The sequence below is a fragment of the Lysinibacillus sp. LK3 genome, from assembly GCF_001043675.1.
GTDB classification, from domain to species: domain Bacteria; phylum Bacillota; class Bacilli; order Bacillales_A; family Planococcaceae; genus Lysinibacillus; species Lysinibacillus capsici.
Window position 1 is genome coordinate 1 of record NZ_LDUJ01000048.1, and the last position, 13732, is coordinate 13732.

At 37.5% G+C, this 13732-nt stretch carries 15 protein-coding genes and 1 pseudogene; 13 read left to right on the forward strand and 3 right to left on the reverse strand.

Annotation, left to right across the window (positions count from 1 at the left end; all coding sequences use genetic code 11):
• Positions 1-119: 119 nt before the first annotated feature.
• Entirely contained in the window at positions 120-791 is a 672-nt protein-coding gene (locus tag VK91_RS21965) for a LytTR family DNA-binding domain-containing protein (RefSeq protein ID WP_048395918.1), read from the reverse strand.
• Between the two features lie 214 nt (positions 792-1005).
• On the opposite strand from VK91_RS21965, the gene aceA reads away from it, so the two are divergent.
• A complete protein-coding gene (gene aceA / locus VK91_RS21970) occupies positions 1006-2289 on the forward strand; it encodes an isocitrate lyase (protein ID WP_004233046.1) in 1284 nt (427 codons plus the stop codon).
• A gap of 112 nt (positions 2290-2401) precedes the next feature.
• Positions 2402-4000, forward strand: coding sequence for a malate synthase A (gene aceB / locus VK91_RS21975; RefSeq protein WP_048395937.1), 1599 nt, complete (start codon positions 2402-2404; stop codon positions 3998-4000).
• A 274-nt stretch (positions 4001-4274) separates the two neighbouring features.
• On the opposite strand, the gene VK91_RS21980 is transcribed toward aceB, so the two are convergent.
• On the reverse strand, positions 4275-4496 hold the full coding sequence (locus VK91_RS21980) for an O-methyltransferase mdmC (protein ID WP_082148196.1): 222 nt from the start codon (positions 4494-4496) through the stop codon (positions 4275-4277).
• Positions 4497-4577: 81 nt separating this feature from the next.
• Between VK91_RS21980 and VK91_RS21985 the strand changes: the two genes are divergently transcribed.
• The 9 genes and pseudogenes from VK91_RS21985 (at position 4578) to VK91_RS22025 (ending at position 10356) form a co-directional block, all read left to right on the forward strand.
• Positions 4578-4976: a hypothetical protein gene (locus VK91_RS21985; RefSeq protein WP_231595766.1), complete on the forward strand. Its 399-nt coding sequence runs from the start codon at positions 4578-4580 to the stop codon at positions 4974-4976.
• Positions 4977-5180: 204 nt separating this feature from the next.
• Positions 5181-5441 (forward strand): annotated as a pseudogene (locus VK91_RS21990) (recombinase family protein); the annotation flags it as partial.
• A 239-nt stretch (positions 5442-5680) separates the two neighbouring features.
• Positions 5681-5842: a hypothetical protein gene (locus VK91_RS23140; RefSeq protein WP_231595767.1), complete on the forward strand. Its 162-nt coding sequence runs from the start codon at positions 5681-5683 to the stop codon at positions 5840-5842.
• Between the two features lie 54 nt (positions 5843-5896).
• On the forward strand, positions 5897-6190 hold the full coding sequence (locus tag VK91_RS22000; protein WP_231595768.1) for a LysR substrate-binding domain-containing protein: 294 nt from the start codon (positions 5897-5899) through the stop codon (positions 6188-6190).
• 72 nt (positions 6191-6262) lie between these two features.
• Positions 6263-6658 (forward strand): GntR family transcriptional regulator, encoded by a 396-nt coding sequence (locus tag VK91_RS22005; RefSeq protein WP_048395924.1) that lies wholly within the window; start codon positions 6263-6265, stop codon positions 6656-6658.
• Positions 6659-6662: 4 nt separating this feature from the next.
• Positions 6663-7760, forward strand: a complete 1098-nt coding sequence (locus VK91_RS22010; protein ID WP_048395926.1) for a DUF1648 domain-containing protein — start codon at positions 6663-6665, stop codon at positions 7758-7760.
• Positions 7761-7833: 73 nt separating this feature from the next.
• A complete protein-coding gene (locus VK91_RS22015; protein WP_048395929.1) occupies positions 7834-8505 on the forward strand; it encodes a response regulator transcription factor in 672 nt (223 codons plus the stop codon).
• Positions 8502-9875, forward strand: coding sequence for a HAMP domain-containing sensor histidine kinase (locus VK91_RS22020; RefSeq protein ID WP_048395931.1), 1374 nt, complete (start codon positions 8502-8504; stop codon positions 9873-9875). Before VK91_RS22015 ends, VK91_RS22020 begins: the two co-directional genes overlap by 4 nt.
• 73 nt (positions 9876-9948) lie before the next feature.
• The gene (locus tag VK91_RS22025) at positions 9949-10356 is read left to right on the forward strand and encodes a hypothetical protein (RefSeq protein ID WP_048395933.1); all 408 of its coding nucleotides are present in this window, start codon (positions 9949-9951) and stop codon (positions 10354-10356) included.
• Positions 10357-10400: 44 nt separating this feature from the next.
• Here VK91_RS22025 and VK91_RS22030 read toward each other — a convergent pair whose 3' ends face one another.
• The gene (locus tag VK91_RS22030; RefSeq protein WP_048395934.1) at positions 10401-12317 is read right to left on the reverse strand and encodes an SEL1-like repeat protein; all 1917 of its coding nucleotides are present in this window, start codon (positions 12315-12317) and stop codon (positions 10401-10403) included.
• A 238-nt stretch (positions 12318-12555) separates the two neighbouring features.
• Between VK91_RS22030 and VK91_RS22035 the strand changes: the two genes are divergently transcribed.
• Together VK91_RS22035 and VK91_RS22040 are read left to right on the forward strand one after the other, a co-directional pair.
• Complete coding sequence (locus tag VK91_RS22035) at positions 12556-13269, forward strand: glycosyltransferase family 2 protein (RefSeq protein ID WP_048395935.1); 714 nt, start codon at positions 12556-12558, stop codon at positions 13267-13269.
• An 84-nt stretch (positions 13270-13353) separates the two neighbouring features.
• Entirely contained in the window at positions 13354-13614 is a 261-nt protein-coding gene (locus VK91_RS22040; RefSeq protein ID WP_004233098.1) for a metal-sensitive transcriptional regulator, read from the forward strand.
• The last annotated feature ends 118 nt before the right edge of the window (positions 13615-13732 follow it).

A 13732-nucleotide genomic window follows, 5' to 3' on the forward strand; every position in this document is an offset into this window, starting at 1 on the left:
AGTAGGACGTCGCTAGGCAAAAGAAAGATCAGAGAATAAATTCTCTGGTCTTTTTTGTTGTCTCAAATTAAGAAGATAGTTTAAAGTAGGCTGTCCCCGGAAAAGGACAGCCGTATATACTAAAACTCAAGAGCACTCCGAAGATCATTTAGATAAGATTGACTTACTGGTAACTCACTTCCATCAATTAAAGTGACAATAAAATTTGACGTTAAATCACGTGCCATTTTTTTTATGAAATGTATATTTACAATGTAAGATCTATGGATACGAATAAAATATGATGGTAATCGTAATTGAAGTTCTTTAAGTGTAATACTTGTTTTATACTGATCACCCTCTACATAAAACCATGTTTTTTTCTGTAGGCTTTCAATATGAGATATTTTATTAATTGCTACAGGATTCCATTCCTCCTCTTGCTTTCCAGTTAAAAATTGAAATGGTGCTGCTTTTTTTGCTGTAAATGATGACGGTAGGACAATGACGAGAGCAGCAGGCTTATTTTGAATGTATATGGGATAACCAATGCCATAATATGGCGTATCGAAAAGAGAATTATCTAAAATAGCATCTGTTTTTTTTTGAGTCTGTAACACTTGGTCGGCAATACTCCCAGGTAATACTTGTTGACCTATCTCTAAATGAATACTTTGGTGACCAGAGTGAAAATAAACATAAGCATTTTCAACAGCAATAGCAATGGATGAATCAGCAGGTATCCAGTCTTTCAACATAAAAATATATTGTTGTGAAATATCTTTTACGAAAGAATTTAACTCATTGTTCATTGTGAATATCCCCCTTGTTTGTAAACAGTCTTCCAAATTTCATCGTCAAAAAAGGTAGTTTTATCCTTAAAATTTGATCTTTTATCGAAAAATAATGAAAATTCAAATAGTCTGTTATATATTAATTTACAACAAATAAACCTGTTATGGAACAGATAATTAAAAGTTTTTTAACAGAGTATATTGTACACAAAGGGGAAGGTGGAATTTCAATATGTCAACTCGTCAAGAAAGAATCGAAGCTTTAGAAAAACAATGGGCTGAAAACCCACGTTGGGCTGGTATTGAACGCACATATTCAGCTGAAGAAGTTGTTAAATTACAGGGGACAGTAGTAATTGAACAAACACTAGCACAAAAAGGTGCTACTCGACTTTGGAATTCATTACATGAGGAACCGTTTATCAATGCATTGGGGGCATTAACGGGGAATCAGGCAGTACAACAAGTAAAAGCTGGATTAAAGGCTATCTATCTATCAGGCTGGCAAGTAGCTGCTGATGCAAACCTGTCTGGTCAAATGTATCCTGACCAATCATTATATCCAGCTAACTCTGTACCAGCAGTAGTAAAACGAATTAATCAAGCGCTTCAACGTGCAGATCAAATTGATCATGCTGAAGGACGTGTTGATCAATTTGATTGGTTCGCGCCAATCGTAGCAGACGCAGAAGCAGGTTTTGGTGGGCCTCTAAACGTATTCGAGCTTGTAAAAGGTATGATTGAAGCAGGAGCAGCGGGTGTTCACTTAGAAGATCAATTAGCATCTGAAAAGAAATGTGGACACCTTGGAGGTAAAGTATTACTTCCAACACAAAATGCTGTTCGTAACTTAGTAGCTGCACGTTTAGCAACAGATGTTATGGGTGTAGATACAATTTTAATTGCACGTACAGATGCTGATGCTGCTGATATGGTTACATCAGATATTGATCCACGTGATGCAGAGTTCATCACTGGTGAACGCACACCTGAAGGCTTCTTCCGTACAAAAGCTGGAATCAAACAAGCAATTGCTCGTGGTTTAGCTTACGCTCCATATGCAGATTTAATTTGGTGTGAAACTTCTAAACCATCACTTGAAGAAGCTAGAGAATTTGCTGAAGCTATTCATGCTGAGTTCCCAGGTAAAATGCTTGCATACAACTGCTCACCTTCATTCAACTGGAAGGCAAATCTTTCAGAAGAAGAAATCGCAGAGTATCAACGTGAACTTGGTAAGTTGGGTTACAAATTCCAATTCGTTACTTTAGCAGGTTTCCATGCACTTAACCACTCTATGTTTGAGCTTGCTCATGACTATAAAGATAATGGTATGGCTGCATATTCTAAGCTACAACAAGCAGAATTTGCTTCTGAGTCTAAAGGCTATACAGCTACACGTCACCAACGCGAAGTAGGTACTGGATACTTTGATGAAATCTCTCAAGTTATCTCTGGTGGTACTTCTTCTACAACAGCAATGGCAGGTTCTACTGAAACAGAACAGTTTGTATAAGTCGTAGTTTAAATACGTGTTTTCCTAAATTCATAATCATAGAATAGTCTCCTCCGCTCCTCCTAAAGCGGAGGATGACGAAACTAAAATGGCAAAGGTGGGTAAACAGCTAATGGAACAAGCAACGACAGGTAAGCTTAAAATTGTTGGAGAACAAAATGAGCAAACTAATGAAATTTTGACACCTGAAGCTCTTGAATTTGTTCTTGCTCTGCACGAAAAATTTGATGCTCGTCGCAAGGAGCTGTTGGAGGCTCGACAAGAACGCCAAAAACGACTTGATGCGGGAGAGAAGCTGGATTTCCTACCAGAGACAAAGCATATTCGGGAAGGTGATTGGGTAATCGCACCACTTCCAAACGACTTACAAGATCGCCGTGTTGAAATTACAGGGCCAGTTGATCGGAAAATGGTTATTAATGCGTTAAATTCTGGAGCAAAAATGTTCATGGCATGCTTTGAAGATGCATCTTCTCCGACATGGGAAAATATGATTGGCGGTCAAATTAATATGCGTGATGCTATTAATAAGACGATTGAGTTTACACAAGAATCCAATGGTAAAACATATAAATTAAATGATGAGACAGCAGTGCTGTTAGTTCGTCCACGAGGTCTACACTTGCTTGAGAAGCATGTCCTGGTGGATGGAGAGCCGATTTCTGGCAGTTTCTTTGACTTCGGTTTATATCTATTCCACAATGCCAAAAACGCACTTGCACAAGGTACAGGGCCATATTTCTATCTACCAAAACTTGAAAGTCATTTAGAGGCTCGACTATGGAATGATGTCTTTGTGTTTGCTCAAGATTATATTGGTATTCCACAGGGGACAATAAAAGCTACTGTATTAATCGAAACGATTTTAGCTGCGTTTGAGATGGATGAAATTTTATATGAGCTACGTGAACATTCAGCTGGTTTGAATTGCGGTCGTTGGGATTATATTTTCAGCTATATTAAGCGTCTACGCAATCAAGCTGATGTTATTTTGCCAGACCGTGGGCAAGTAACGATGACAGTACCTTTTATGAAAGCCTATACATCTTTATGTATTCAAACATGTCACAAGCGAAATGCACCAGCAATGGGCGGAATGGCAGCTCAAATTCCAGTTAAAAATGACGATGAGGCCAATGCAGTGGCATTTGCAAAGGTGGCAGAAGATAAACGTCGTGAGGCAACAGAGGGGCATGACGGTACATGGGTAGCACATCCTGGTATGGTTGCAACAGCGATGGAGCAATTTGATGCAATTATGACAACTCCTAACCAAATTCATAAAAAGCGTGAGGATGTACAAGTATCTGCCGAAGATTTAGTAGCTGTACCAGAAGGAACAATAACAATTGAAGGTCTACGTATTAACTGTAGTGTTGGTGTACAATATATTGCTTCATGGCTTCGAGGTAACGGAGCTGCACCAATTAATAACTTGATGGAGGATGCTGCAACAGCAGAAATCTCTCGTACACAAGTATGGCAATGGATCCGTCATCCGAAAGGAATCTTAGATGATGGACGTGGTATTACACTAGCATTTGTTTTAGAAATATTGGAAGAAGAACTTGTGAAAATTAAAGAGGCTGTTGGGGAACAAGCTTATAACAGTGGTCGCTATGAAGAAGCTGCTGAACTGTTTAAATCCTTAATTGAACAAGATGAATTTGCGGAATTCTTGACACTTCCAGGGTATGAAAAATTAGCGTAAAATACAAGTCTACTATCCAACATATCAAACTTTCCTAATAACTATCTAAGGATTGCACTCGAGTACAATCCAGCCTATTCCACTAACATAACGTGACGGGGTCTGTTCCCCCGTTTAAAGAGATGAGCACGATTGAATTAAAAGGGGTCTATAAATAAAAGTTAAGAGATTTTAAGGGGTAAAGATGTCTTACTAGCTTAGATGGGGAGCAGTAAGGCATCTTTTATATAGTACATCCGCGTAACTGCTTTTTTAGTTACGCGGTTTTTCTATGCTAATTTACTACGGCTAGTACAAAGCCGTCATACCCTTTGACACCAACTGTTTGTATAGCCGTTGCTTCAACTCTTGGGTTTGCTTTTACTAAATCCATAAATTCTTGTACGCCTCTAACACGTTCATCCTCACTATTTTCATTAATTACCTCACCATTACGTACAACATTATCTGCAATGATAAGAGCGTCAGAGTTTGCTAATTTTGACGCCCACCTCAAGTAAGCGGGGTTATTCAACTAACGATGAAATTTAGTTGAATATGTAACTTTTGGTAGACAATAGGTGTCTATATAAAAGAGGTGGGTAAATTGAAAATAAAAAAATTATTCTATGGTTTGATCGCATTAGCTTTATTCATGATTACAGGATGCAATATTCAAGGGGGAACTACAACAGTATCAATTGACAGTATAGATGCCGAAGAAGTTTTAACATTAGATTCTGATGCTGATATTTTTCAGTATGATGGAGTTATCTACAAAACTAATATTGATTGGGTTGAAGAATTATCTTTAACAAAAGATGTTCAAATCGGTGAAATAAAAACAAAAAATGATGCTAATACAGATTTTAGAGATGAGATGTCGAATAAACTTCCTGTTGGTACAAAGATTTTTTCCACCAAAGAACGAGGAGATATTTTAATTGTTGAATCTGAAGGAGAAATCAAAAAATATCTTGCAATTGTTGAAGGGTAAACAAAATTCCTTGTTCAACAAACGTGGTGCTTTAATTGAATAGATAGAATGATGTATCCATCTCATACGAGGTGGTCTTTTTTATTTATACAGTGCCAAAACTTAATAGTTTTGACACCAGTGTGTTGATGCAGTAATATCAAGGTGTAAAAAGGTGTCATAACTTAGGTCGATAAATGTAGTGCAGAAATGAGGTATTTTTCTATGATTTACGGTTATGCAAGGGTATCGACTGTATCACAGGAATTAGAGGTTCAGCTTCAAGCGTTGGAGAGTGAAGGAGCGACTGTTATTTATAAAGAGAAATTCACAGGAACGAAAACAGACCGACCACAATTAAATGAGCTGCTGTCTAAATTAAATAAAGGTGACAAGCTTGTTGTAACCAGATTGGATCGATTGGCTCGAAACACTAAAGAAGGCATCGAGATCATTGAACGGTTATTCGCCAAAGGCGTAAATTTATTAAAAAGTTTCCGTCATCGAAAGCGTTTTGCATCGTTACTACAGCAATGTAAAACGCTTTTTTGCTTCAAAAAAGGAGCAACTATCATGAAAAATAAACTAAAAACTACACCAAACCAAGCAGTCTAAACATTTATTACATACGGCAACTCAAAGAAGAACGCCTGCAGCAACTAGAAGAAACTTTAGCAGCACAAGGTATTTATCCTGGTGAGAAAGTACATAGGGTGCTAGAAAAATTGATTTATGATTTTACATACAATGGCATTATCAAAGTAAGCCGAGAGCATTTGAGTAACAAATTAGAGGTAGGATTAAATACAATTTCAACAGCTTTTAAGTATATGGAGCAATCTAAGAGCTATTTATCCTTTCCAGAAACAAATCAGAAAGACGGATAGTGGGTGTCGTGTCATTATAGATGCGCAACATGTGAATTTTTAAAGCATTTTAAAATGAGGGAGCATCTTTTCTCATTATGTCAAACATACCAAGTGAGACCACCAAATATCGCACTCCAATTTAATGGTATTCATGAAACCATTCGCTCAGTCATGGCGGGCTATGGTGCAAATTTTATTTCTTCTCTTGCGGTTAGAGAGTATGTAGAGAGTGGGCAATTGGCGAGAGTTTATGTGAAGGATATACATGCCATTAAACATAAAATTGCAATTTGTACAAGGAATAATGAGAAGCAGAATTTACTTGTGCAAAGATTTATTGAAACCATAAAAAATTCCCCCATTTAAACATTTGAATCTCATGCAAGGTGGAGAGAAATTTGTTATATTAGTTGTATAACAAATATGGAGCTGATAAACATGTTTATTCAAATAGAATTTCAATCAGACGTACCTATTTATGAGCAGGTAACACGTCAAATTATCGAAGGAATTGCTAGAGGAGAAATGAAGCCAGGTGATACTTTGCCGTCTGTGCGGAGTTTAGCTGCCGATTTAGGTGTTAATATGCATACTGTTAATAAGAGTTATCATGAATTAGAGGCGAAAGGGATTATTACCATTCGGCCAAAATCTGGAGCTATTATAAGTTCAGCAGAGGAGAGAGCTTTATCACCTGAGCAACTACGACAAATCGAAAAGAATTTAAAACCTGTTGTGGCAGAAGGAATGGTGCTCGGCGCAACAGCTGAACAAATTGAGCACATGATGAAAAAAGTATTTGCTGATTTGCAAATTCCAGCAGAGGGAGTGTAGCAAAATGCTACTTGGCGTTTTTATAACCATTTACATCATGACATTAGCTTTGCAAATAGTCGTTCCCTATATTGTAAGAGAGACTATTGTTTTTGGAGTCACAGTGCCTGATCAAATTATTAAGCATCCCATCTTAGCTCAGTTGAAAAAACAGTATGTGCGGTTCGTAGGGGGAACAGGGATAGTTTTTCTAATCATCATGATTATAAGTTACAATCAATTTGCTCCTTCTGAAGCTATTCAAAGTATTGTTTTATTAAGCTGTTTGTTTAGTATGCTTACAGTAAGTATGGCGTTGTATTGGATAAATCATCAAAAGGTATCGAAGTTGAAAAAACAAGAGCAGTGGGGTGCAAATATTAAACAAGTACGGGCAGTGGATTTAACTGCAAGAAGTCGTGATGAAATGCTTCCTTGGTCTTTTTTTGCTGTACCATTAGGAATATCCGTATTTTTGATCATTTACACATACCTTCATTACGATCTCATGCCAAATGATATAGCAGTACATTGGGGGCCGAGTGGTGAAGCGGATGCATGGAGAAACAAGACCTATTTTACGGCTATTTCACTGCCACTGGTAATGCTAATGATGCAATGTATGATGTGGGGAATTACCGACTCCATTAAACGTTCTGCAATTAAATTAGCTGTAAATCGCAAAGAGGAATCGTTGGAGGATCAGCTAAAAACACGAAAATACATGAGTTGGCAAATACTACTAATAAGTTCTGCATTAACAGCTTTATTAACAATTTTACAATTAAGCAACATCTATCCTTCTATGACAGTAGGCTATAAGCTATTACCAGTATTTATTTTGTTCTTAGTTGTTTTGCTGGGTTCATTACTGATATATGTGGTGAAAAAGTATAAACATAAAGTACGCTATGAAGCAAATATAGATTCCCAGGTAATGGACGTGGATGAGGATCGTTATTGGAAGGGCGGCTTAATTTATATGAATCGACAAGACCCATCCGTTTTTGTGGAGAAACGCTTCGGGGTAGGATGGACCATGAACCTTGCCAATCCTAGAGGCTATATTGTGATTGGTTTACCTTTTCTCTTATTGCTGTTGATTTCTATATTTTCGTTATAAAATAATAGTAATTTGTGATGAAAAAATTCGTTCTATATGATCGGATTTTTTCTTATTAACTGGAGGTGGGCAGATGAAGATCCTTGTTGTCGATGATGACGTTCATATTTTACAGCTAGTCAATATTTATCTTACAAAGGAAGGCTACCAAGTGCTACTTGCTGAAAATGCAAAGCAGGCACTAGCCTTACTCGAAGGGAATCTGCCTGATTTAGCTGTTGTCGATGTGATGATGCCAGGAATGGATGGTTTTACACTAACAGAGTATTTAACTCAAGATTATGATATTCCTGTTTTATTATTAACAGCAAAAGGTGAGCTAGAGGATAAAGAACGTGGCTTTTTAGCAGGATCTGACGATTATGTTGTAAAGCCCTTTGAACCAAAGGAATTATTATTTCGTATAGCTGCAATTTTGAGGAGATTTGATAAAAAAAATCAAGTAACCATTCAAGTAGGTAAACTAGTAATTGACCGACGAAGCTTTGAGGTTGTAATAGGGGAAAATACACTTATATTACCTTTAAAGGAATTTGAATTACTGGCTTTGTTAGCATCACGCCCCCATCAAGTATTTACTCGCAGCTATATTATGGAACAAGTATGGGGCTATGACTATGATGGAGATGAGCAAACGTTAAATACGCATGTGAAGCGGATTCGTGAAAGATTAAACCGATATGACACGGCTGTTGAAATTACAACAGTAAGAGGTGTTGGCTATAAGCTAGAGGAAACAACATGAAAACGTTATATAGTAAATTTGTTGTAACAACAATGCTAGTAATGATTGGAAGCTTATGTATGGGCTTTTTGGTAACGAATACCTATTACCATCAAGTTGTAAAAGAAAAAAATGATGCGAAAAACGTTAGCATAGCACAGGATATTGTGCATTATATTGAGACAGACGAACCAGAAGATTTAAATAGCTATCTGACAACCTTGGGTGAAATCGGCTATCAAATATATGTGACAACTGGTGAGGAGGGGCATTTTTTTGGCGGTCCATATCGTGATAAAACATTGTCAACATCTGTTGTGGAGCATGTTTTAAATGGGGAAACCTATCATGGTATGCGAGATTTTCCTAAAGAAACCTTTGTAACAGGATTTTTTGCTAACGAACTGAATAATACAATTGGTGTGCCATTTACCTATGAAAGCAAGTCCTATGCACTATTCATAAGACCAGATATTCGTTTATTGTTTTCTGAGGTGCATACAATACTCGCAGGATTAATGTTGGTTATGACAGTACTGAGTCTTCTTGCCATGCTACTATTTGCTAAAGCATTAATTCGCCCCATTACGAAGTTAACAGCAGCCACTCAACAGCTAGCACATGAAAAATTTGATACAGTTCTAGATATTGATCGTGCAGATGAAATTGGTCAATTAGCATCAAGCTTTAATAGGATGACCGAGAGATTACAGGAAAATGATCGTACACGGAAGGAATTTATTAGTAATGTATCACATGATTTTCAGTCGCCTTTATTAAATATTCAAGGGTATGTAGATTTACTGAAAAATTCTTCCCTTACTGAACAGGAAAGACAGGAATATGCAGCAATCATAGAGCTAGAAACAAAACGCCTATCTACATTAACCAAACAGTTATTATTATTAACTTCCCTTGACCAATCGACAAGAATTGTAAAACGAGAGTCTTATCGTTTAGATGAACAGTTAAAGGAAACCGTACGAAAGTATCGTTGGCAAATGGAAGAGTCACAGCTTCAAATATCATATAAGCTTGAGCAAATTATTTTTGATGGCGATGCAGGGCTTTTACAAAATGTATGGGATAATTTACTGACAAATGCCATTAAATATAATGTAGAGGGTGGGCAAATACATCTACATTTACAAAAAAGATCTGCCTCACTTGAAATTCTTGTTGAGGACAGTGGGATAGGAATGACTGAGGATCAATTAGCAAAAGCATATGACCGTTTTTATCGCGCCGATGCGTCTAGAACCAAGCAAGGGACAGGGCTAGGCTTAGCGATTGTCAAACAAATTGTTGAGCTACATGGAGGGACCATACAGATGCAAAGTACGATGCATGCGGGCACAAAGGTTTATATCCATCTACCAATTTTGTCATAAGGAGTTCATATAAAGTTCATGTTCACACGATAAACTGCTACTTAGTTGAAACACAACTAGGGGGAGTTATCGTATGGAACAAAAGTGGAGCATACGTCTTATTCGATTAGCGGCAATCTTTGCTTTAATCGGCACATATTTAGGTTCACATATGTCGGGATCAGGTAGCTATGAATATAGACCGATACATGCACATATTTTACTGGTCGGCTGGCTTAGTATGTTTGCCTGGGGTATTTTTTATAGAGCCTTCAAAGTGAAATCACAAAAATTAGTAACCATTCATGGTTGGACAGCTATTGTGGGTGTTCTGGGCTTAACGTTAGGCATGTGGTTTTACAATATAAATCCATTTAATTTTGGTAGCACTTTTACATTAGTCTTCTTTATTGTAGGAGGAACTACACTATTAATTAGCTTTGCTTTATTTATTGTTGTAACATTTATGATTCAACAACAAAAGGATAATAGCAGTCTTTAATAAAACCTACCGTGTCATTCGTGATGCGGTAGGTTTTAAAATATTTATTTAATTTCTTCAAGTGACTTTTTCAGCCATCTTGTCGCCTCTTGATAGTCTTGTGCAACACCATGCCCTTTTTTGTATAGCATACCAAGCTGGAATTGGGCTTTTTGATGTCCTTGATTAGCAGATAGTCGATAAAGCTGGGCTGCCTTTGCAAAGTCCTTTGGTACGCCCTGTCCATGAATGTGCATTTGGGCTAATTGGTATTGTGCTTTCATATGTCCTTGTGACGCAGCCTGTTCAATCCATTTAGCTGCCTCTGTGTAATCCTGCTCTACCCCTTTACCTTTATCAAATATATTGCCTAGTTGATACTGCGCACCTGCATGGCCTTGAATGGCTGCTAGGCGATAACATCTGCGCGCCTCCTCAAGATTTAAGGCTACCCCTAATCCCTGTTCATATAGTAGACCTAATTGATATTCAGCTTGAATATGTGATTGATCAGTTGCTGCTCGCCACCATATCACGGCCTCCTTATAATTTATAGGAACACCATTTCCAGATGTCAGTAATAGGCCAAGCTCATACTGAGCATCTGCATAGCCTTTTTCTGCCGCAGACCTAAAATATGACATTGCTTTGGCTGGATCTTGAAGCTGATATACATATAGACGTCCTAGCTCGAAGCCAGCGCTGATATGGCCATTGTCAGCAGCTAGCAGTAGCCACTTTTCTGCTGACACAAGATTCTGTTCTTTTTCATACAGCAGGCCAAGACAGTATTGAGCATTTAAATGTCCTTTATGTGCCGCTAGCTTGAACCATTTTAAAGCTTCTATATGATCTTCTATCATTCCTTGCCCAGTATTATAGAGCATGGCCAGTTGAAACTCTGCGTTAACATGGTCCTGTAAAGCAGCCATATGAAACCATTTTGCCGCTTCTTCTTGGTTTTGGGGAATACCACGCCCTTTTAGATGCATATAGCCGAGATTGTATTGAGCACTTGCATCTCCAGTTAAGGCAGCCATTTTGAAATAAGCAACGGCTTTATCATAGCTTTGCTCCACACCCGTGCCATTATGATAAAGGAAGCCTAGATTGTTTTGGGCACTTGTATTACCTTGATTGGCTGCTAAGGTATACCACTTGGCAGCTTCGTTAAAATTTTGAGATAGGCCTAAGCCTTGATTATAGAGTACACCTAAATTGTATTGAGCGTCAGCATTCTCTAAATCAGCAGCTATTTGGTAATGTCGTGCAGCCTCTAGATAATCCTGTATAACACCTTGGCCTAGATGATAAAGTACACCAAGGCTATAGTGAGCATTTGCGTCATTTTGTGCGGCAGCTCGTTCATACCACATTTTTGCAAGCCGATAGTCCCTTTCTACCCCTCGACCATGATTGTAAAGAGCACCTAAGTTATATTGAGCACTTGCATCTCCGTTCTGGGCAGCTACTTCAAACCATTTGACAGCATGTTCGTAAGCCTCTTGAGACTGCTCATGCTGAAGTATATTTTTATCAAATATTGAAGGAAGTTCTGTGGCATGAGAAGACATGCGGTTCGATTTGAAACTACGATCATAGCGCTTCATAAACCATTCAACAATATCGCTAAGATAATCTAAAACAATTTTAGCTGCTTTGGCTTCTACAATGTCATTACTAGTATGGCTTGTCATTTTATGAATTAGATTCATCAATAAATAAATCCGACGAGGATGAATTTGCGCCACAAAACTTCGATTATTTAATAGCATTCGGACATTTTTGAGTTTAGGTTCGGTATGCATTTCCAATCGGTAAATCTCATATAAAATTTCCTCTAATACAAGTAGTGACTTCTGTAAGGATTCTGCTGGGGTTGAAATGGCGAGCAAACTAGCATCCTGTAAATTTTTAGCTAATATTGTGAAGGACAGCTGTCTTAATTTTTGACATTGTTCTTCAAGATTTTCATAATGCATGACGAAAGTACTCACCTCTTTCAGTTAATTACCTCGGCGTCGTTGCAAGCAATTTCTTATTCAACCTTTTTACAAAGCGCCTCTTCATCTCTTTGTTCATATATCGGAGAAAAATCGATATTATTGATATGTTTTAATGGGATTCATCAGTTGAATTGTTGCTGTTACATGATACTATTTGATATAAGGGAGATTCGTAGCTACGGAGAACCTGTCAGCCTTTAGGTGGGGGATCGAAATGAAAAATATTGCAGCTATTATACCAGCATATAATCCACAACAATCACTCATTACCTATGTACATCAATTGCTAGCAACGACTATTACACAAATCATCATTGTCAATGATGGGAGTGATCAAAAATATAAAGATATTTTTGAAAACCTAGATAAAATTGAACGCTGCCAAGTACTACAGCATGATTGCAATATTGGTAAGGGTGGCGCACTTAAGACCGCCTTTGCATATATACGAGAACAACAAGCGAGGTGCCATGGTATCCTTACAGTTGGGGCCCATGGGCAACATACTTTACAAGATGTGAAGCTTGTTTTAACGATGACAAAGGTGTTTTCTGAAGGGATTGTGCTAGGTGTACGTAACTTTCGTTCAACTGATAGTACATTTCTTTCTTACTGGGGAAATCGTGCAACAAGCTTATTTTTCGAGATACTATATCATAAGAAATTAATGGATACACAAACAGGTTTACGTTATATTTCCATCAATGAGTTGCCTTGGTTAATGAAAGTAAAAGGTGAACGCTATGATTATGATACAAACATGTTAGTTGCTGCACTTAAAAGAAAGTGTCCAGTTTTCGAAGTTGAAATTGGGCAATTACGTATAAAGAAGAATTCAATAATTCAGTACGATGAAATAACAAACGCTGGTACCATTATTACGAGAATGCTCATAAATTATCTAAAGCCAAGGAATAGTAATGGCTAGGTTTAAATTTAAAACAATGAGCTAGGATAAAGAATAACGATCACTCATTAGAGCGTAGCGAGTATAAGAGAAGGAGCAATGTATATGGAATATTCAGATCAAGTGAAAAATCGTGTGAAACGGATGGAAGGACAGCTACGTGGCATTTTGAAAATGATGGAGGAGGAAAAAGACTGTAAGGCAGTCATTACACAATTATCAGCAGTACGCTCTGCTGTAGACCGTACAGTTGGGGTTATTGTTAGTACAAACCTATTGGAATGTGTACAGAATGCTGAAGGGGATGGCGAAAAAATGAACGAAGCCATTCAGGAAGCAGTTAATTTAGTGGTGAAAAGTAGATAATTTTCTAAACTCCTGAACAATTACAGAATCTAAATCGAAATAAAACTCACTATTAATTAGGTGAGTTTTATTATTTTGCAAAAAAATAGTTATATTCGCTAATTATATTTTATTATTA

Excerpts from the sequence above, each read along its gene's own strand:
- VK91_RS21965 (WP_048395918.1), bottom strand. The coding sequence starts at position 791 with ATGAACAATGAGTTAAATTCTTTCGTAAAAGATATTTCACAACAATAT.
- aceA (WP_004233046.1), top strand. The coding sequence starts at position 1,006 with ATGTCAACTCGTCAAGAAAGAATCGAAGCTTTAGAAAAACAATGGGCT.
- aceB (WP_048395937.1), top strand. The coding sequence starts at position 2,402 with ATGGAACAAGCAACGACAGGTAAGCTTAAAATTGTTGGAGAACAAAAT.
- VK91_RS22000 (WP_231595768.1), top strand. The coding sequence starts at position 5,897 with ATGAGGGAGCATCTTTTCTCATTATGTCAAACATACCAAGTGAGACCA.
- VK91_RS22005 (WP_048395924.1), top strand. The coding sequence starts at position 6,263 with ATGTTTATTCAAATAGAATTTCAATCAGACGTACCTATTTATGAGCAG.
- VK91_RS22010 (WP_048395926.1), top strand. The coding sequence starts at position 6,663 with ATGCTACTTGGCGTTTTTATAACCATTTACATCATGACATTAGCTTTG.
- VK91_RS22015 (WP_048395929.1), top strand. The coding sequence starts at position 7,834 with ATGAAGATCCTTGTTGTCGATGATGACGTTCATATTTTACAGCTAGTC.
- VK91_RS22020 (WP_048395931.1), top strand. The coding sequence starts at position 8,502 with ATGAAAACGTTATATAGTAAATTTGTTGTAACAACAATGCTAGTAATG.
- VK91_RS22025 (WP_048395933.1), top strand. The coding sequence starts at position 9,949 with ATGGAACAAAAGTGGAGCATACGTCTTATTCGATTAGCGGCAATCTTT.
- VK91_RS22030 (WP_048395934.1), bottom strand. The coding sequence starts at position 12,317 with ATGCATTATGAAAATCTTGAAGAACAATGTCAAAAATTAAGACAGCTG.
- VK91_RS22035 (WP_048395935.1), top strand. The coding sequence starts at position 12,556 with ATGAAAAATATTGCAGCTATTATACCAGCATATAATCCACAACAATCA.
- VK91_RS22040 (WP_004233098.1), top strand. The coding sequence starts at position 13,354 with ATGGAATATTCAGATCAAGTGAAAAATCGTGTGAAACGGATGGAAGGA.